This window comes from Lysinibacillus sp. 1 U-2021 (assembly GCF_029916965.1).
GTDB classification, from domain to species: Bacteria; Bacillota; Bacilli; order Bacillales_A; family Planococcaceae; genus Lysinibacillus; species Lysinibacillus capsici.
The window spans coordinates 1,538,157-1,557,998 of sequence record NZ_CP123966.1 but is presented as its reverse complement, the minus strand read 5'-3'; the positions used below and the strand labels follow the sequence as shown (position 1 = coordinate 1,557,998).

Genomic DNA, 19,842 nt, shown 5'->3' with positions numbered 1-19,842 from the left:
CCCTCTTAATTCAGGCATCCGACTTTACTTTCATTTATTTATACTTGCAGGATACCCATTATTAAAATTGAGAAGTATCAAGCCATGGTGATTACAGAATAAGTTGGTCAACACGTAAAATGAGCTCTGCAATTTCTGGCTTACTTATTTGATCCTCAGCCCCTACTTGATCACCTTTATGACGAAGGTCATCTGTAATTAGACTTGAAAAAATGATAACAGGAAGCTTTTGAAGATCGGGATGCTCTTTGATTTTTCGTGTTAAATGATGGCCATCCATTTGTGGCATTTCAATATCCGTTACCACCAATTGAATATGCTCAGCTATGTCACTACCACTCTTTGCAATTCCCTCTAAATATTCATAAGCATCGCGGCCATTTTCAAAGAATTCAACATTGTCATAACCAGCTTCACTCATTGTATCGAACAGTAATTTACGTAATAACGGTGAATCTTCTGCAATTAAAATTCGCTTTCCAGATCGCTCACGTTTACCGAGCTTTTTAACAGATTCCACACTAATTCCTGATGCAGGATTGATATCCACCATAATTCTTTCGAAATCTAATAATAGAATCATTTGCTCATTCTGTTTAATCACTCCGATTACTTGCGATGTACCTCCCTGATACATATCTGAAGGCTTTTCAATTTGATTCCAAGAAATACGATGAATTTGTGTTACATTATCTACATGGAAAACGACACGTTGTTTATTAAATTCTGCTACAATATATTTTTGTTGTGGATTACGCTCAGCACCTTGAATCCCTAATACTCGTAGCATATCTACAACAGGTAATACCTCACCTCGTAATTGAATGATTCCTTCTACATGCGGGTGCGCGTGTGGGATAAACGTTACTGGGATCGGTTGAATAATTTCTTTTACTTTAATAACATTGATGCCGAATTTATTGTTTGCTACTTCAAATTCAACAATCTCTAGCTCATTTGTGCCACTTTCTAATAATATTCCTTTATGTTCCAATGCAACCCCGCTCCTTTCTCTACATCTGTTTATAATTCAATTGTATCATAGGCAATACATTTCTCCTACTTGCTATTTCCATTTTTATCATTAACTTTTAGATGTACCAATAGACCAACGACAGTCATAACGATCAACGTTGATAATGCTACACGACTAGCAATAGTACCATAATCCTTCATCCACAATGTAACCGTTCCATATATGGCTGGACCAATAATGGATGAAACTTTACCTGAAAAAGCAAACAACCCAAAAAATTGTCCACGTTTCTCATTCGGTGATAATTCAATAATATAGGTCCGAGATGTCACCCACATTGAGCCAAGTGATATACCAAATAGACTACCAGCAAGCCAGAACATCCATTGTGCTGAAGCAAAAACAGCGAATATCAAAGCAACAATCATAATAAGGGCAACAATTGTAATGGCACGTTTAGCGCCTATTGATTTCGTAATATACCCAAAGGCAAGTGACCCAATGATTGTTGAGACAGTAGAGACCAAATAAAGAACGATAAATTGGCCAGAACTAAAGCCAACAATTGTTGTCGCATAAACAGCCATCATAGCAATCGTTGTAGCAATGGCATCATTTAGAAAGAAATAAGCAATCATAAAGGTAAAGATTGCTTTATATTGCTTCATATCTTTAAATGTTTGAATGATTTCTTTATAACCATCTAAAAACTTTAAGGACTTCCGTTGTGACTTTGGGATCGGTGTATCTTTATTAATTAAGAATAATGGCAATGAAAAGAGTAAATACAGAATGGCTGTTGGAATAAACGCCCGATGAAAATCGCTGTTACCAACATACAAGTAAACAAGTAATCCAAAAAGTGTACCAAGATACCCAATTGCAACACCATACCCTGAAATGAGGGGCATCTCTTCTTTTGTTCCTAGATCGCCCATCATAGAATCATAAAATACTAAACTTGAATTAAAGAAAAATTTTGCTATGACAAAACTTGCAACTACCAAAAATAAACTAAGAGGCACACCAGAGTAATTGACAGTGGTTTGTACATTCGCAAATATTCCCATCATAAACGTAAACACAATAGATATGGAAGCAAACCATACAATAAATCTCTTTTTATAACCTGTGTTATCAATCCACACACCGAAAAGTGGTGAAAAGATAACGAGCAACAAGCTTGCAATGGCATTTGCATAAGATATAAAGGTGCTCGCAACTTGTTGCATGACTTCATTTGTTCCTAAAACCTCATCCATGTAAAAGGGAAAAAATATTGTATTTATATTTGAAGAAAAAATTGTATTCGCAAAATCATAAAATGCCCATGAAAGTATCGGTAATGATAAATAAATGGCTAATTGACTTCGATGTTGTACGTCTATAGCTGTACTCTTCTTCATAAAACCCTCCTCTCCATTCTCTATAATAAACAATTAATTTCTCTCTGAAATAAAAAATACCTTTTTTTAAAGAAAATTAATATTATTTACAATATAACAGTAAATTCACTGAAAAATAACTGCCAAATGGTCGATAATTGAACACTTGTTTTCTGTGTAAAATCAAAAAAGGTATTCAAGCCCCTCGCTTGAATACCTTTTTATCATTCTATATCTATTGTCACCCATTCAGAGGACCATTGCTCAATCGCTTTTAACACGGGTGCAATAGCATACCCCTTTTCCGTCAGTTCATACTCAATGACAACTGGTGTTGATGGAATTACTGTACGTAGCACTATTTGCTCAGTCTCTAACTCCTTTAAACGTTCTGTTAATACACGACTACTAATATTCAGCTGATTTTTAATAGTCGAATACCTTTGCGGACCATCTAGTAGCTGATAAATAAGTAGTGTATTCCAACGATGATTTAATATCATGAGTGCTTTTTCAAATCGTGGACAAATATTTTTTTGATCCAAATCACTTACCCCCTTTGTATATTAGTTCCTATTTAACAGTATATCACTTTTTTAAAAAGTCTGTTCTAAAAATACATTAAGTTACTTGACAAAAGTTGTTTTTAAAAATAAACTAAGTTACGAATTGTAAGCAAAAAAGAAAAGGAGTTACTTTATTATGCAAAATATTGGTTCAACAATTTTACGTATCGTTCTAGGCGTTATTTTTGCAGTGCATGGTTTCCAAAAATTTCAAGGTGGTATTAGCTATACAGCTGACTTCTTTGAAAGCCTAGGTATACCAGGATTTATGGCGTATATCGTGGCAATTATTGAATTAGTAGGTGGAATTGCAATTATTTTAGGTTTAGCAACAAGAATATTTGGTGCTTTATTAACCATTACAATGATTGTGGCGATCTTTACAGCAAAACTTAGCATCGGCTTTATCGGGGCAGATGGATTGGCTGGTTATGAATTAGATTTAGCTTTAGGTGCAATAGCTCTTTACTTTGCTCTCGCAGGCGCATCAAACTTCTCACTGGATTCTCAACTTTTCGGGAAAGAGTAAAACAAAAAAACCTGAAGGTCTTCCATTTAAGGAGTCTTCAGGTTTCCTATTCATATTCGCATCGAGAATTATTTATAATACTTTAAGAGTGCTTGTGTACCATTATCACCATAGCCTGCTGCGATTAATTTCTCATACATTTCATAGGCTAATGCAAGTCCTGGTAATGTGATGCCCATTTTGTTTGACTCATCTAAAGCTATTTTCATATCCTTTACAAAATGTTTAATATAAAAGCCTGGTGCAAAATCTTCTTTTATCATACGTGGGGCTAAATTGCTTAAAGACCATGAACCTGCTGCACCTGAAGAGATCGATTGTAATACGGTCGGTAAATCTAATCCTGCCTTTAGTCCATAAGCTAGTGATTCACACACGCCAATCATACCAGAGGCAATGACAATTTGATTGCACATCTTTGCATGCTGCCCAGCTCCTGCTTCACCCTGATAAATTATATTTTCACCAAATTGCTTCATAATGGGCAATACCTTGTCGTATGTGTCCTGATCGCCACCCATCATGATAGACAAAGTGCCATTTTGTGCACCAATATCCCCACCTGAAACAGGGGCGTCTAAAGCCTCTACACCAATGGATTGAGCATGCATATAAATTTTCTTTGCTAAAGATGGCTCTGAAGTCGTCATATCAATGACAATGTTGCCTTGTTCTGCTGTTTGGAAGAGGCCATTTCCCCCAAAATATACTTCCTCTACATCTGAAGGATAACCAACCATTGTAAAGGCAATTTCATGATTTTTAAATGCTTCAGCAGGTGAGCTTGCCCATGAAGCCCCTAGAGCAACAAGAGGCTCTGCTTTTTCTTGCGTACGAGTATAGACGGTTACTTCATGACCATTTTTTAATAAATGCTTAATAATACTAGCACCCATTACTCCAGTTCCAATAAATGCAATACGTTTCTTTGTCATATGTACATGCTCCTTTGTTTTAGAATGTGTGTACTCTCCGTGGGAGTCCAACTCTCTATCTTTTCAGTTTAGGTGAATGAATGGAATAATTCAAACTCTTCCCACAACTTGTACTAAAATTTATATGTAGGGCATATATACCGAATAAGCAAAAAAAGAGAGCAAGTGATTGGGGGATCACTGCTCTAAAGGGGGAAATGAGAATGTTGCTGTGTTCATAGTAAGTTATTCCCCATTGAAATGCATTTTAAACATATATGTTAAAATGTTTTTTACTCTGAATACTGGAACAATCTTTTTTAGTTTTCTTGGTCTTTTTCTTCTTCAAATGCCATCTGTCTATAATAAGTATTCATTAACTGATCTAATCTGCGACTCAGTTGAATGGTTTTTGCATTTTGTAACCCGTTTTCTACACCTGAGCGAATCATCATCTCACGAGTTTGTTCCATTTGTTTCAAGAGTAGATTGACCATTCATACAACCCTCCACACACAAATAATCATACCATTATTATACATTTATATTTCATTTCTTACAGCATTAACTTACGACAATGTTCGACAAATTAACTTCTAGGTGTTTCAGTATAAGTATAGATAATTCGCCCATTTTGCTTGGCCTCACCTCTGAAATGTTTAAATAATGGGTGTTTTACAAGAATTTCACGAAATTCGTAAAATTCTTCCTTTTGAATTTCAATACTTTCCCTTTCCCCATTTTGTAATTGTTTAAGCATATTTTCGTATTTTTCCATGAACTTTATTCCTCTCTTTGCCTCATTTGTGTAATAAATTATGAATTATTTAAAAAAAGCTTTACGTTTACCAATTTTTCATGCAAACTGTATATTATTAGTCGATGAAGGAGCTGACTGTCTGTGAAAATAGCTGAAGTTGGAAATATTATCGAGTTTAAAAATGGTCTCCAAGGTATTGTAGAAAAGGTAAATGAAAATTCGGTGATCGTTAATTTAACATATATGGAGAATTTTGATTCCCTTGAAATTGAAGAAAAAACGGTCGTCAATCATAAACGATATAAAATTTTATATACTAATGAAGCTTAATAGTCTGAATAGTCCCTATTTGTCTTAATAGATGATAAGGGACTATTTTTTTGATAAGATTAAGGTATGGAGGTCGAATATGCTAACAAATTCGAAACAAACAATACTATTTCTCCTTTCTTTATTATTCGTTTATGGCATGCTTGCTTTTACCTTTGCTAACCAAGCTGTATTTTGGTACATGTATGCATTCACTTTACTAGTATGTATTGCCATTGCCATTTTAGCTGGCTCCATTGAAGATCAATTACCTACATGGCAATTTTTACTCTTCGGTATTGGATACGGTACCATCACATATGGTATTATTCGCTTTGGTTACTGGCTCGCTCCATATATTAATAATAACTTAGTACAATCCGTTCAAAAATTTTTAGCAAGCTACGGACCACAAAATATTTGGCACTATGTTTTACTCGTATTTATCGTCGCCATAGGTGAAGAATTATTTTGGCGTGGTTATATCCAACAACAGTTAAAACGTTTTATGCGTCCTCCGCTGGCTGTCATAGTTACCGCAGTATTATGTGCTGTATCAATTGCCCTTAGCGGATTTATGCTTGGTGTCATTGCTGCATTGGTAACAAGCATTGTTTGGGGCTTCTTATATGAATGGCGTAAAAGTATGCCACTTGTTATTGTAGCTCATGTCGTTTTTGTACTATTATTATTTTTAGTGTTGCCTTTAACATCATAACATTAATATTTGGAAACATTTTATCTTTACTAACGTTTAATTTAGAAAAGGAGGGTTTTTTATGCAAAAAAAATTAATTTCTATTCTTGCATTATTACTAACAGCCGTATTAGTTGTAGGTTGTAATACATCTGATAAAACAGGGGATTCAGATGCTCAACAAAATGAGCCATCAAATACTGCTGCCGATCAAAAACCATCTGGAGATGATACAGCAGGTGAATCAAACGAGGAAGAAGAAGAGACACCTGCATCCAATGAAACAAATACAGAGGATGCTTCTAAACAGCCTCAACAAGATGTAAAATACGTCCAAAATGGTGTAGATAAAACAGAAAAGGCAACTGAATCAGCAAGTGTTGATCAAAGCTATAAACTACAACAGCTTCCTGGATTTACACTGACACAAGAAGAGCCTGGTAAAGACATGTTAGTGTCCAATGATGATGACGAAGTGTTTATGCGTATTGAAACAATTGAAGCTTCACAATCAAGCTTTGAAGAAGTAAAAACAACTATGCAAGATTATATGAACGCAGTAGGTGAAACAGTAGCTCTAACTGCTGAGGAATTAGCAGCATTCAAAGACGTTCAAAATATCGAGGGTTATGTTGTGGACTTCGACACTGAGAAAGTAATTGGAGTCGTCCTTGAGAAAGATGGTCTCATTACAAAATTAACTATTCATGATAATGATGAACAGGATTTAACAGATGCTATGCTTAATATGGCAGCGACTATATCTAAAAAATAATAAAATGCTAAGGACGATAGACAAAGTCTATCGTCCTTCTATTTGATCATAAAAAAGTTGTCTCAAATCAATGAGACAACTTTTTTAATAAGATAGGTCCTTTATAGAAAGACCAATTTTCTTCAATAACGTAATCGCTTGTTCTTTTTCTTCTGGGGATAGTACACTCATTAATTCATGCAAATGCTGTTCATGTTTTGGGAACAGCTCTCCCATAAAAGCTTCACCTTCAGGGGTGATTTCTGCATACGTAACACGACGATCAGCAGGACAAGATACTCTTAATAAGTAACCTCTCTTCTCCAGCTTATCGATGACATACGTAATAGACCCACTGGCTAACAAAATTTTATTGCCAATTTGCTGTAATGGCTGTCTTCCTTTATGATAGAGAAGTTCTAGAACAGCAAATTCAGTTGGGTTTAAACCATTATCCTGAAATAATTGATGTGTTGTTTCATTAATTGCTTTTAGTGCACGTGATAATACAATATATAATTTTAAAGATTGTTTTAGATCTTCTGACGGCATATTCTTTTCCTCTCACTTCGCTCTTTATACATGACATTATAGCGACATTAGAAAAGCATTGTCAAAAGCAATATATGATTTAGAAGGTTTTGTTGTCCATTATGGAACCATTTTTACTTTCTTTATGTTACTAAATAAGCAGAATCCTTTGTGGATACTTCCATTGTATCCATCTGATTAAATGTGTAAATTGGAAACTGCAGATGGAAGCATGTCCCCTTCTGTAGTTCACTACTAACGCCAATTACACCTTCATGTTCTTCAATTACCTTTTTCACGAAAGCAAGGCCCAGTCCTGTCCCTGTTGATTTTGTCGTGTAAAAAGGCTGGAATAGGTTTTGAAGTGTCGTGCTGTCCATACCAACACCTTCATCTTTTATCATCAGTTCGACAATCGCACAGTCATTTGTTGCCATTTCGACGGTAATCGTACCACCATTATTCATGGATTCCATTGCATTTTTAATTAAATTCATCAGCACTTGCTTTAGTCGATTCTCGTTGCCACCAATATAGACTTGAGTAGAGGTTGAAATATACTGAATCATAATATTTTTCATGAGTGCATCTGGTAGCATAAACTCAATGACTTGCTTTACAATATGATCCAGTTCTAATAATTCCACTTTCATCGTTGTTGGCTTAGATAATACTAATAATTCGGATAAAATTTGCTCCATCCGTTGAAGCTCACTGTCAATAACAGAGAGATACATGCGTGATTCATCATCAGCATTTAACTTTAGTAATTCAGTAAAACCCTTTAAAGAGGTTAATGGGTTACGTATTTCATGTGCAATGCTCGCAGCCATCTGTCCAACCACGTTTAATGCTTGCTGATGCTCAACTTTATGCTGAAGTTGCTTTTTCTCTGTTTCATCATTAATTACAGTGACAATAATATTATTGTATTCGTCAAAAATACTTGAAATTTCATAATAGCAAGTTCTGCTCACTTGTGTTTCATCGACTACATGAATGCTTGCATGTTTTTCACCCATTAACTTAGAAAGGTAGGATGTAATTTGCCCTTTTTTTAATGTAAATGAATCAAATATATGCTGATGTGCTTTATGAAGGAGCTGTGAATTTTCAACTTTCAGAAACATTTCGGCATATTTATTAAGCCCAAGAATAATACCGCTAGCGTCACTAACAATAACAGCATAAGGTAAGTAATCGTAGGCATTAAAAGATTGCGCTCTTTCATGTGCTTGGCTAACATATAATTTATGGGCAACATCATCATTTAATGTTGAAATTTGCGCAACAATTTCCTCTGTATTGGGATCGTAAAAACATTTGAAAGATAACATTTCGTATTCATTTCCAACTGTGCGAATATTGAAAATTTCCTCTGAACGTAAATCATTCTGTAACTGTTTGACGAACTTAGTCCATTTAAAATTAGATGGCTCGTCCATAGCTAAATAGCCAATATAGGTTAAATTAAGATTGAAAAGTTTGATAGCAGCCTCATTGACGTTCAAAATTTTCCCTGCTTTATTGAGTATAAGTGTTGGTGACGAAGTACTTTTCATAAGATTTCCAAAACATTGATTAATATCATTTTGCTTCAACTTTCTCACCGAACCTTTCAAAAGAGTAAAAAACCTCTAAAATCGAATTTTGAGCCTTTACTATACTTTATGACAGCACGATTCTATTATTACAAAATTTAGTAAATTTAAGTATTTTAAATTATTTCACGAACCGTTCACAAAATAAATAGGTAAAAAGAATTATATTGTATGTCAGATACTTGACTGATACAATAGGATGTTGAAAGGAAGATTATCGCATGAATACTATTTTAACTACTTTGAATGCAAAGTATATTCACACAAATTTAGCATTGCGTTATTTAAAAGGTGCAGCTTTACCGGAGTTTAATCCAATTATAGCAGAGTATACTATTAAAGACCCTGCTTTTAATATTGTATCAGATTTATTCCAAAAAAAACCTGATATTGTTGGATTTAGTTGCTATATCTGGAACATCGAAGAAACCATACACGTTATCAAGATGTTAAAAACTGTCTGTCCAAATGTTAAAATTCTGCTCGGGGGGCCTGAGGTATCTTATGATTGCCACCATTGGTTACGTCGAATACCTGAGGTAGACTTCATTGTAATGGGTGAAGGTGAAACCTCATTTAAACAATTACTGCGCTACTTCCATGGTGAAATATTGTTAGAAGATGTTCCTGGTATTTGTTATTTAGAGGACGAGAAAGTTAAGATTCACGCTATGCCTCCTAAAATTGATTTACGCGAATTACCAAGTCCTTTTCGTTTTGAGGAGGATCTTCCCTATCTAGGAAAGCGAATTCAATATATTGAAACGAGCCGAGGCTGCCCATTTAGCTGCCAATTCTGTTTATCTTCTATTGAAGTTGGCGTCCGATACTTTAACCGTGAAAAAATAAAAGAGGATATTCGTTTCTTAATGGATAATGGAGCTCGTACAATTAAATTTGTGGATCGCACCTTCAACATCAGTCGTAGCTATGCAATGGAAATGTTCCAATTTTTAATCGATGAACACAAACCAGGTGTTGTATTCCAGTTTGAAATCACGGCTGATATAATGCGCCCTGAAGTCATCCAATTCTTAAATGATAATGCACCAAAAGGTTTGTTCCGATTCGAAATAGGTGTTCAATCTACGAACGATTTAACAAATACCCTTGTAAAACGCCGTCAAAACTTTGAAAAACTAAAGCGAACAGTAACTATGGTAAAAGATGGCGGAAAAATAGATCAACATTTAGATTTAATTGCTGGTTTACCAGAGGAAGATTACGCTAGTTTTCGTCAAACATTTAATGACGTTTTTGCAATGCGGCCAGAGGAATTACAGCTTGGATTTTTGAAACTTTTACGCGGCACTGGACTTCGATTAGAAGCCGAAAAGTTTGGCTATACCTATGTGGATCTATCTCCTTACGAAATCTTCTCAAATAATGTTCTAACATTTGATGATATCGTTCGCATTAAACATGCAGAGGATGTTCTTGAAAAGTATTGGAATGATCACCGTATGGATCATACGATTGAATACTTGGTTACAGAGGTCTTTGATACACCATTTGATTTCTTCCAAAACTTCGGAACATATTGGGAAACAAAAGGTTGGTCTCGTATTGGCCATCAGCTAGAGGATTTATTCCGTCGTTTATTAATGTTTTTAGAAACGATTGATGATGTGAATTTAAACATTGTCCAGAGTTTAATGCAACTTGATTATTTAATGGCTCAGCAGTTCCAACCACGGAAGCTATGGTGGAATGAGCGTCCTACAGAAGAGCAACAAAAAGCCCTTTATCACGCTTTACGAGAAGATCCAGCTATCGCAGGCGAGGAATTTGCTAACTTTAAGTTAACAGAAAAAGAATTGTTTAAGCATACCTTGATTATCCCTCATGCTCTTGACTACCAAGAGTTCGCAAATGGCAAAATTGTACAAAAAAATGGCTATCTGTTAACCTATTTCCGACATGGTCAAGCACCTTACTTTGCAACAATCTACTCAAACTAATAAGAAACGCTAGTCCTGTTATAACTATCAGGACTAGCTTTTTTTATTACTTAAACGATTCTTAAATCCTCATAGTAACAGTAACTACTACTAAATTTATTCCTTCTGCGCTTCATTCTTTTGGTTAGTTAAGTACTCATAGCCTTTCTTACAAATCTAGGTCAAATTCCTTAAACAAAGATTGATAAAACTTTGTAAAAAATGCCCAAAAAACAATCTATCCAATCAGGAAATAAAAGTTTAAATTTTTTGAATATTTTATGACAAGATATTAATTTTTACTTTTATATGAGGTTTACGATGGAATTATTCCTTACTTAATGCCTCACATACTTTAAAAATTTAACCAATGATTACTCGTTCCTTCGGATAGTGGAAGCCTGATTTCTTTCCTCTTCCGCCACCCCCAAGAGTATAAAGGAATGATATTAATCCAACTCGACCAATAAACATTAAAATAATGATAATGATTTTACCAACCACTGATAAATCAGATGTTATGCCTAATGACATACCACATGTACCGAACGCTGAAGTAATTTCAAAAATAATTTGAATAAGAGATGCTTGTGGCTCTGTTATAAGCAAGATAAGGGTTGCAACTAATACCATGAAAAAGGCTAATAAAATTACAACAAATGATCGGAAAACATCAATCAAATGAATTTCTCGTCCAAATACTTGAATATCCTCTCTACCTCTAGCAAAGGTAATTAAGAATAAAATGGCCAAAGCAAAAGTTGTGGTACGAATACCTCCACCAACTGAGCTTGGGGAAGAGCCAATGAACATCAGGAAGCTCATGAATATATCTGTAGCTTCACTAAAAGTCGTGACATCGTAAGTTGTCAGTCCAGCTGATCTCGTTGATACGGAATGGAACATTGCTGAAAATAATGCCTCATGCCAAGACATTTCCTTAAAAGAATGGAATGATTCAAGTAGTAAAATGACAAGCGCACCAACTATGAATAAAATAGCGTATGTTGAAGTAGTGATTTTAGTAAATAAACTAAAACGGAAATTCTCGCGTCGATTAAGCAAAAAAGTTTTCAATTCAATTAACACCGGAAATCCAATAGCACCTAATACAATGAGTACCATGGTAACCATCTGTACAAAATAATCATCATGGAATGGGAGTAAGCTCATTCCCGTTATATCGAATCCACCATTTGTCGTAGCAGAAATAGAGGCAAAAATTCCATGTAAAAAGGCTTCTTCTAAAGTATCAAAATAATTGGTAAAATGTAGCGTTAAAATAATGGTACCCGTTAATTCAATGCCAAATAAAATTTTTAAAATTTCGCGGATTAATTTAACAACACCAGAGACACTGTACTGGTTATGATCAATCATGATTAACTGACGCTCACGCATGCCTATTTTTTTCCCAACAAGCAGCCACACAAAGGTACCAAGTGACATAATACCAATGGCGCCTAACTGTAAAATAACAAGAATCATTACAAGCCCAAAGGTAGTATAGGTTTCCGAAATATTAATGGTTGTTAACCCAGTAACACTTACTGCACTTACTGCTGTAAACAAGCTATCTAAAAAAGAGACTTTTACACCTTCTTGATGAACGCCTGGAAGCCGTAATAACAGGAAGGAAATCGCTATTGCTATAAAATAATAAGAAACAAGTACCTGAAATGGTGTGACTAGTTTATTTGATGATTTTTTCCAAGGCACTTTAACAACTCCTCCCACATATGATGCCCAACTAGATAGATTATAGTATAGAAAAAATACATAAAAAAAGAAAGAGGAATAGTGATAACTATTCCTCCAACGTTCATCTACTTATTTTTTCTTTCTTACACCGACTAAATAGCCGACAAAAGCAATACCTACTAGGACAATCCAGAATGTTAACTCCCATGCCGTGGAATGTGGAAATTCTTTAGGCAATATTCCCACCTTCTCATGTGCCAATGTTAAGACAACTAACTTCACACCTACCCAGCCAACGATTAGAAATGCCGCTGTTTCAAGTGAAGGGTAATCATTTAATATTTTTACAAACCATTGGGCCGCAAACCGCATCATAATGACACCAATAAATCCGCCAAGGAGCATCACAATGAACTGACCGCCATTGATGCCACCAATATCAAATTCACCTAAGTGTGGCAAAGTGACGGCAATTGCAACGGCTGCTAGCATCGAATCAATAGCAAATGCTATATCGGCCGCCTCTACCTTTAGTACTGTTAACCAGAAACCAGAACCCTTTTTTCCACCATTTTCGGTTGCTGCTTCTTCTTCATCTTTATGTTTTCGTAAATCATATATATTTTTCGCAGACATAAATAATAGATAAGCTGCACCGACCGCTTGTATTTGCCAATAATTTACTAAAACTGTAATAACAAATAATGCGGAGAATCGGAATATCAATGCTCCAAATAGTCCATAAAATAATGCCTTTTTTTGCTGCTCTTGTGGTAAATGCTTCACCATAACAGCCATTACTACCGCGTTATCAGCTGCTAGTAATCCCTCTAATACAACAAGGACAATTAACACCCAGCCATATTGTAATAAAATCGCTTCCATTCTAGTGCCTCCTCTAAGCTCTCTATACCCTCAATGACCCTGTCATTCAAGTATAAAAGAAAAAAACCCCTGCCCTAATTCAGGCAAAGGTCTCGCTAAGTAAATTCGTACCCTTTCTATTTATGGTACTTCAATCTACACGTCATACGTATAGAGCCATTCACTATCACACCCGATGGTTGTACCATGTCTTGACGAATGTGAAACCAGGGAAAGTTAATTACCTGTTAGCTACTCCCCTTTGACAAATTGTCGAAGGTATCTTCTTTCAAATATTATAGCACTATCATTTACAACTGACAAAAATATCTATATGTTTTTTTCGTTACTTAATCTGAATTTGATAGCTCTTCTCTTCCTTATGTGCTAAATAAAACTCAATCATTTTTGGCATCGTCTGTAAAAAATCAGGGCATGTAATACCACCTTTTTGTAAGATATGATGTGCTTCAGTCGTATCAAATGAGGCATTCCATGTTAAATAATCTAATGTTTCTTGTTCGACACCTAATTTTTTTCGAATAAATGGAATCTGCAATGAAAGCTTAGCCAATGTAAATGGTAAACGTCCTTTTGGATAAGAATTTGTAACTAGTTTCACCATTGTACGGTATACCTCCTGTACAGGGTGAGGATTAGGATCAGTTAAATGAAGTGTCTTCCCTTCTGCACTCTGTTCACTAACCAAAAAAGTAGAAGCATTTATAATATAATCAACCGGCACTACATTAATAGTTGATGTAGTTTGACCAATATACGGAATAAAAGGTAAACCCTTTAAACGTTCAACTAAGTTTAAGAAGAAATAAGGACCATCAAATTTAATGGTTTCACCAGTTTGGGAATGACCACGAACAATTCCAGGTCTAATTATTGTCAACGGTATTTCCGATTTTAAATCTTCTACTCTGTGCTCAGCCTCATATTTTGTTTCCTCATAGTGGTTTTTAAATGCTCTTGGTCGAATTAATTCATTTTCACGCAGTACGCCCTCACGTGTACCAGCCACATAGGCAGTGCTGAAATACATATAGCGCTGTAAATTTGGTAAGGTGCGAACAAAATCATTTACCATTGTTGTACCATGAACATTTACCTTCCAGGCAATATCACGTGGTACAGCTAAATCATAGATTGCAGCTAAATGCCAAAACACTTCAATTTGCGGTACAATTTCTTTAAGGATTTGATTTTCTAATCCAAGGTTTGGTAGTGTAATATCGCCTTCCACAATGCGAATCGAACAGTCAGGAAAATCCTCTAATATTTTATTTTTTTCTTTATATGCCTTTATGGTTTCACCTGCCAATACGATTGCAATGACTTGTTGTGCTTGTTTCTTTTGAAGTAATGCTCGTATTAGTTGACTTGAAATGAAACCAGGAAAACCTGTAAAAAAATGAACCTTCATCTCCCATTCCCCCTTGAACCTAGTGCAACTTTCTTGTTTCTTTATCCATTAAACTGTAAATGATCGGTACAATATACAGCGTCAGTAAAGTAGAGGTCACAAGCCCTCCGATAACAGCAATCCCCATTGGCTGATTCATCTCGGTACCTTCTCCAATACCCAGTGCAAGTGGTAATAGCCCTAAAATAGTTGTTAAGGCTGTCATTAAAATTGGACGAAGTCGATCTTGGGTAGCAAGTAAAATTGCCTCATAAGCTGGCATGCCCATTGCCTTTTGCTGATTAATATAATCTACCAACACAATACCATTATTTACGACTATTCCTACTAGCACTAAGATACCGATAACTGAGGTTACACCAATTAAAGTATTTGTTAGGAACATAGCTATCGCTACACCAATGATCATTAATGGGACAGTAAACATGATAACAAACGGAAATTTAAATGACTCAAATTGAGCTGCCATCACAATATATACAAGCACGATTGCTAGCATCACAGCTAGTAACATATCATCAATTGCACTATCATAGAGCTCTCTGTCCCCGCTGAATACAACTTGAGTAGTAGTTGGTAAACTAACTTGTTCTAATGCTTGATCTACTTTTGCAGAGATTCCTCCCAACGATTCCTTTGTTTCATAATCTACAAAAAAGGCCACTGCTGCTGCTTGATCAGAACGACGAATGGATACTGGCCCCTCTTGTATAGAAACAGTAGCCACTTCCTCTAATTTTACAAATAATCCTGCTGGCGAACGCAGCTGCATGGCTTTTAAAGCATCTATACTCGTATTAAATGACTGCCCAAAACCTGTATAAACGGGTAATACTGCGCCGTCATCAGTAATCAATTGGGACGTTAATTGACCTTTTGTCATTTGATTTACAGTTTGAGCGATTTGTGCTGGAGCAAAACCATAGTCTTTTGCTTTTTCACGATTAACCTCAATTTGAATCTCTTGAACAGTATTATCTAAATCCGTAGAGACATTTGTCACTTGCTGAATCGCTAGTAGTTCCTGCTGCACTTTCTTAACAGTTTGCTGTAGCCTCTGTTCATCGGAATCTGTTAAACGGAATGTTAAAGTGTGTGGTGACGATCCTGTAGCTGTCGATACATTAAATGTAATTTCAGCTTGCTCTTCAAGCTCTCCCTGTATATCTTGTTCTAGCTCTTCTACAAATTTGAAAATGGAACGTTGCCTTTCTGCTAATGGGACAAGCTTTACATATATCTCAGCTTGGTTGGCGCTAGTTTGTCCACGTGCTTGGGATTGTTGTGTACCGCCAATTAAACTAACATACACATCTACATCCTTTTCCTGCTTTAAACGTTCCTCAATTTGCTTAACAATCTTTTCTGTTTCTGATACAGCGACACCTTTTTCAAGATTGACACTTATAGAGGTGAACCCCTCATCTGTAGGCGGTAAAAATTCAGTACCTATTCTAGTCAGTCCAAACAAAGAAAGACTAAAGCAAACCACTGTAAAAAGCAGTATAAGCATTCGATGCTTTAGTACCCATACAATTGACGCCTTGTAATGCCTATAAAAACGTGATTTACTGCGTTGTACATAAAAATTATTGTTTTTCATTTTTAAAAGTCGACTTGCTAGCATCGGAACGACTGTAAGCGCAACTACTAAAGATGCAATTAAGCTGAATGAGATTGTTAAGGCAAACTCTGTAAATATTTGACCAATCAATCCTTCGATGAACATAACAGGAATGAATACTGCTATTGTGGTTAAAGTGGAAGCTGTAATGGCAAGGGCTACTTCCTTTGTTCCTTCCTTTGCTGCAGTTATCGGGTCTTTTTCTAGTCCTAGATGTCTTTCTATATTCTCAATAACGACTATGGCATTATCCACAAGCATACCAATTCCAAGTGCCAGAGCACCTAATGTCATAATATTGAGGGAAAAATCCGCAAAAAACATCAAAACAAATGTGACAATAACGGAGTAAGGAATCGCAATACCAATAATGATCGGACTCTTTACACTACGTAAAAAAACAAATAGGATGAACATCGCAAATAATCCACCTAAAAGTAAGGAAGAGCCAATATTACTAATCGCTAAATCCACATAATTACCTTGATCAATTAAAATATCTGCTGTGATACCTTTATACTGATCTTTCTTTAGTAATGTCTCTAAGGCCTTCTGGAAATCCTTAGAAACCTCTGCCGTATTTGCACCAGATTCCTGTAATACAGACATAAGAACTGCTGGAAGCTCATTTGCTCGTGTTGTGGTAATAGATTGTTGTTCTGTCCTCTTAACGGTTGCAAGATCACCAATGGTTAATGATTTGCCCGTTAAAGGGTCCACCGAAACAATTAAATTGGCAATGCTCTCCGGAGAAGATAATGTGCTAACTATACGTGTTGTTAGCATTTTGCCAGCATCTGTTGAAACAGGCTCACCAGGAAGAGACACATTATTCGCTTGAACTATTTGCATCACGTCTGTCTGAGTCAAGCCTTTTTCAACTAGCTTTGCTTCATCCAATTCTATTTGGATTTCATCAATCAATTTGCCAGAAACATTCACACTGGCAACACCCACTGTCCGTAGCAGTTCCTTCTCTAAGTGCTCTGCTAATACACGTACATCTACTTGATTATTTTCCGCACGTAAAGACAGCTGAATAATAGGAAATTGAGACGGATCAAATTTTAGGAAACTAGGCTTGCCAGCATCATTAGGCAATGGGGTCATATCAATTCGCTGTAAAATATCAAGTTGGACAACATCCATATTTGTGGACCAGTTGAACTCAAGCACAATTAAATTGGAGCCTTCCTGGGAGGTTGACTGGATTTTTTTGATACCAGGTAAGGTGGCAAGTGTAGCCTCTAATGGCTTCGTTATCTTTTCATTTACCTCCGTCGGGCTTGCCCCAGGATAAGAGGTGACAACCACTCCAATAGGTGGATTTAACTCTGGAATTAACGTAATCGGTATTTTTAATAAAGATACACCGCCTAGTATGATGACAAAAAGCATAGTAACAATCGTAAAGACAGGTCTTTTAATAGAAAAATGACTAATATTCATATAAACAAACTCCTTTTCTACCTCTTCCTTTCTATGATAGCCGAAAAGGAGATTATTTTATAAATAAGCTCCCGTTATTGAGATACTATCTCTAAGGAAACTTATATTTCCTAATAATGTATATATTCTACAAACAGTGTCATTTTTCCTTGCAAAAAAACACGAATCGCAAAATTGTCGATTCGTGTTTTATAATTATAAAAGGCTATAAAGTTTAATGCTTTCGTTTTTATCTGCAAACCAACGCATAGCGAACTCATTTTCAAATAGGAAAACAAGATTGTCAAAACGGTCTTTTACAAGCATTGATCGACCTGATGACATTGATTCTTTGACATCCTCTTCATTTTCAATCCAGCGTGCGATTTTCGAACCAATTGGCTCCATTTTTACTTCCACATTGTATTCATTTTTCATACGATGTTCAAATACTTCAAATTGTAATTGACCAACTGCTCCAAGTATAACTTCCTCTGTATGCAGCGTTTTATAGTATTGAATAGCACCCTCTTGCACTAATTGTAAAATCCCTTTATGGAATTGCTTTGATTTCATAACGTTCTTCGCCGTGACACGGACGAATAATTCTGGTGTAAACTGTGGTAATTTTTCAAATTGGAATGTTTTCTTGCCACCTACAACAGTGTCTCCAATTTGGTATGTTCCTGTATCGTACAAACCAATAATATCACCAGCAACTGCTTCATCTACTGTCTCACGATCGTCTGCAAGGAACTGTGTAGATTGTGTGACTTTAAATGACTTCCCTGTACGAGATAACGTCATATTCATTCCACGTTCAAATTTACCAGAAACAATACGTACAAAGGCAATACGATCACGGTGTGCTGGATTCATATTGGCCTGAATCTTGAAAATAAAACCTGAAAACTCATCATGCTCCACAGGATCAATAAACTGCTCATCTTCAGTAATTCTTGGCTGCGGCGTCGGAGCGAATTGTAAATAGGTTTCCAGGAAAGTTTGAACACCAAAGTTCGTTAATGCTGAACCAAAGAATACAGGTGTTAATTCCCCACGACGAATTTTTTCCTCAGAATATGCATTTCCCGCTTCATCTAAAAGTAAAATATCGTCCATTGCTTGTGAATAATAAGAAGTCACCTTCATTGGATGCTCCACAGCAAGCTCCCCATTGTCGTCAATTGGTAAGAAACGTTCCGCTTCATCTGTACGGAATTGCTCAATGCGTTTATTGTAACGATCATAAATACCAAGGAACTCTTTACCCATACCGATTGGCCAGTTCATAGGATATGCATTGATACCTAATACCTCTTCAAGCTCTTCGATCAATTCAAGCGGCTCTTTCCCTTGACGGTCTAACTTATTAATAAATGTAAAAATAGGAATACCACGCATTTTACAAACCTTAAATAGCTTTAAAGTCTGTGCCTCGATCCCTTTGGCAGCATCCACTACCATGACAGCACTATCTACAGCCATCAATGTACGATATGTGTCTTCCGAGAAATCTTGGTGACCAGGGGTATCCAAAATATTCACACGAGAGCCGTTATAATCGAATTGCATGACAGATGAAGTAACCGAAATCCCACGTTGTTTTTCGATCTCCATCCAGTCCGATGTTGCAAATTTACCTGTTTTTTTCCCTTTTACTGTACCTGCATCTCGAATGGCACCACCAAAAAGTAAAAGCTTTTCTGTAATCGTCGTTTTCCCAGCATCAGGGTGACTGATAATGGCAAAAGTACGACGCGATAGTATATCTTTTTCTAAATTTGAATTCATCTCGTCATTCTCCTTTTTTCATACTTAATAATAATAA

Annotated in this window: 18 protein-coding genes; 5 read left to right on the top strand and 13 right to left on the bottom strand. The window is 35.9% G+C overall.

From position 1 onward, the window contains the following. Window positions 1-91: 91 nt before the first annotated feature. From QH639_RS08025 to QH639_RS08015, 3 genes are all read right to left on the bottom strand, one after another. On the bottom strand, window positions 92-994 hold the full coding sequence (locus QH639_RS08025) for a chemotaxis protein (RefSeq protein ID WP_048391990.1): 903 nt from the start codon (window positions 992-994) through the stop codon (window positions 92-94). A 65-nt stretch (window positions 995-1,059) separates the two neighbouring features. Further along, window positions 1,060-2,382, bottom strand: a complete 1,323-nt coding sequence (locus QH639_RS08020; RefSeq protein WP_131521699.1) for an MFS transporter — start codon at window positions 2,380-2,382, stop codon at window positions 1,060-1,062. 203 nt (window positions 2,383-2,585) lie between these two features. Then, a complete protein-coding gene (locus QH639_RS08015; protein ID WP_016992449.1) occupies window positions 2,586-2,906 on the bottom strand; it encodes a winged helix-turn-helix transcriptional regulator in 321 nt (106 codons plus the stop codon). A gap of 157 nt (window positions 2,907-3,063) precedes the next feature. On the opposite strand from QH639_RS08015, the gene QH639_RS08010 reads away from it, so the two are divergent. After that, window positions 3,064-3,456: a DoxX family protein gene (locus QH639_RS08010; RefSeq protein WP_131521700.1), complete on the top strand. Its 393-nt coding sequence runs from the start codon at window positions 3,064-3,066 to the stop codon at window positions 3,454-3,456. Between the two features lie 68 nt (window positions 3,457-3,524). Here QH639_RS08010 and QH639_RS08005 read toward each other — a convergent pair whose 3' ends face one another. The 3 genes from QH639_RS08005 to QH639_RS07995 all read right to left on the bottom strand — a co-directional run bounded on the left by QH639_RS08005 (window position 3,525) and on the right by QH639_RS07995 (window position 5,148). Next, window positions 3,525-4,391 (bottom strand): NAD(P)-dependent oxidoreductase, encoded by an 867-nt coding sequence (locus QH639_RS08005; protein ID WP_131521701.1) that lies wholly within the window; start codon window positions 4,389-4,391, stop codon window positions 3,525-3,527. Window positions 4,392-4,690: 299 nt separating this feature from the next. Then, entirely contained in the window at window positions 4,691-4,867 is a 177-nt protein-coding gene (locus tag QH639_RS08000; RefSeq protein WP_080717115.1) for an aspartyl-phosphate phosphatase Spo0E family protein, read from the bottom strand. A gap of 92 nt (window positions 4,868-4,959) precedes the next feature. After that, entirely contained in the window at window positions 4,960-5,148 is a 189-nt protein-coding gene (locus QH639_RS07995; protein WP_016992451.1) for a hypothetical protein, read from the bottom strand. A gap of 123 nt (window positions 5,149-5,271) precedes the next feature. On the opposite strand from QH639_RS07995, the gene QH639_RS07990 reads away from it, so the two are divergent. From QH639_RS07990 to QH639_RS07980, 3 genes are all read left to right on the top strand, one after another. After that, entirely contained in the window at window positions 5,272-5,460 is a 189-nt protein-coding gene (locus QH639_RS07990) for a YkvS family protein (RefSeq protein ID WP_004224583.1), read from the top strand. Window positions 5,461-5,539: 79 nt separating this feature from the next. Next, window positions 5,540-6,157: a CPBP family intramembrane glutamic endopeptidase gene (locus tag QH639_RS07985; RefSeq protein WP_131521702.1), complete on the top strand. Its 618-nt coding sequence runs from the start codon at window positions 5,540-5,542 to the stop codon at window positions 6,155-6,157. 61 nt (window positions 6,158-6,218) lie between these two features. Beyond that, complete coding sequence (locus QH639_RS07980; RefSeq protein WP_131521703.1) at window positions 6,219-6,911, top strand: hypothetical protein; 693 nt, start codon at window positions 6,219-6,221, stop codon at window positions 6,909-6,911. 84 nt (window positions 6,912-6,995) lie between these two features. Here QH639_RS07980 and QH639_RS07975 read toward each other — a convergent pair whose 3' ends face one another. Both QH639_RS07975 and QH639_RS07970 read right to left on the bottom strand, forming a co-directional pair. Continuing rightward, window positions 6,996-7,442, bottom strand: coding sequence for a MarR family winged helix-turn-helix transcriptional regulator (locus tag QH639_RS07975; protein WP_004224579.1), 447 nt, complete (start codon window positions 7,440-7,442; stop codon window positions 6,996-6,998). Between the two features lie 122 nt (window positions 7,443-7,564). Continuing rightward, window positions 7,565-8,932, bottom strand: coding sequence for an ATP-binding protein (locus QH639_RS07970; RefSeq protein ID WP_237899417.1), 1,368 nt, complete (start codon window positions 8,930-8,932; stop codon window positions 7,565-7,567). Window positions 8,933-9,243: 311 nt separating this feature from the next. On the opposite strand from QH639_RS07970, the gene QH639_RS07965 reads away from it, so the two are divergent. Then, the gene (locus tag QH639_RS07965) at window positions 9,244-10,983 is read left to right on the top strand and encodes a B12-binding domain-containing radical SAM protein (RefSeq protein WP_048391998.1); all 1,740 of its coding nucleotides are present in this window, start codon (window positions 9,244-9,246) and stop codon (window positions 10,981-10,983) included. Window positions 10,984-11,325: 342 nt separating this feature from the next. On the opposite strand, the gene QH639_RS07960 is transcribed toward QH639_RS07965, so the two are convergent. The 5 genes from QH639_RS07960 to QH639_RS07940 all read right to left on the bottom strand — a co-directional run bounded on the left by QH639_RS07960 (window position 11,326) and on the right by QH639_RS07940 (window position 19,805). Then, the gene (locus QH639_RS07960) at window positions 11,326-12,681 is read right to left on the bottom strand and encodes a TrkH family potassium uptake protein (RefSeq protein ID WP_036075771.1); all 1,356 of its coding nucleotides are present in this window, start codon (window positions 12,679-12,681) and stop codon (window positions 11,326-11,328) included. 111 nt (window positions 12,682-12,792) lie between these two features. Beyond that, window positions 12,793-13,548: a TerC family protein gene (locus QH639_RS07955; RefSeq protein ID WP_054549805.1), complete on the bottom strand. Its 756-nt coding sequence runs from the start codon at window positions 13,546-13,548 to the stop codon at window positions 12,793-12,795. A 325-nt stretch (window positions 13,549-13,873) separates the two neighbouring features. After that, the gene (locus QH639_RS07950) at window positions 13,874-14,959 is read right to left on the bottom strand and encodes an SDR family oxidoreductase (protein WP_259420250.1); all 1,086 of its coding nucleotides are present in this window, start codon (window positions 14,957-14,959) and stop codon (window positions 13,874-13,876) included. 19 nt (window positions 14,960-14,978) lie between these two features. Then, window positions 14,979-18,032, bottom strand: a complete 3,054-nt coding sequence (locus QH639_RS07945) for an efflux RND transporter permease subunit (RefSeq protein ID WP_281115940.1) — start codon at window positions 18,030-18,032, stop codon at window positions 14,979-14,981. Between the two features lie 195 nt (window positions 18,033-18,227). Continuing rightward, window positions 18,228-19,805, bottom strand: a complete 1,578-nt coding sequence (locus QH639_RS07940) for a peptide chain release factor 3 (protein WP_281115939.1) — start codon at window positions 19,803-19,805, stop codon at window positions 18,228-18,230. Window positions 19,806-19,842: the final 37 nt, after the last annotated feature.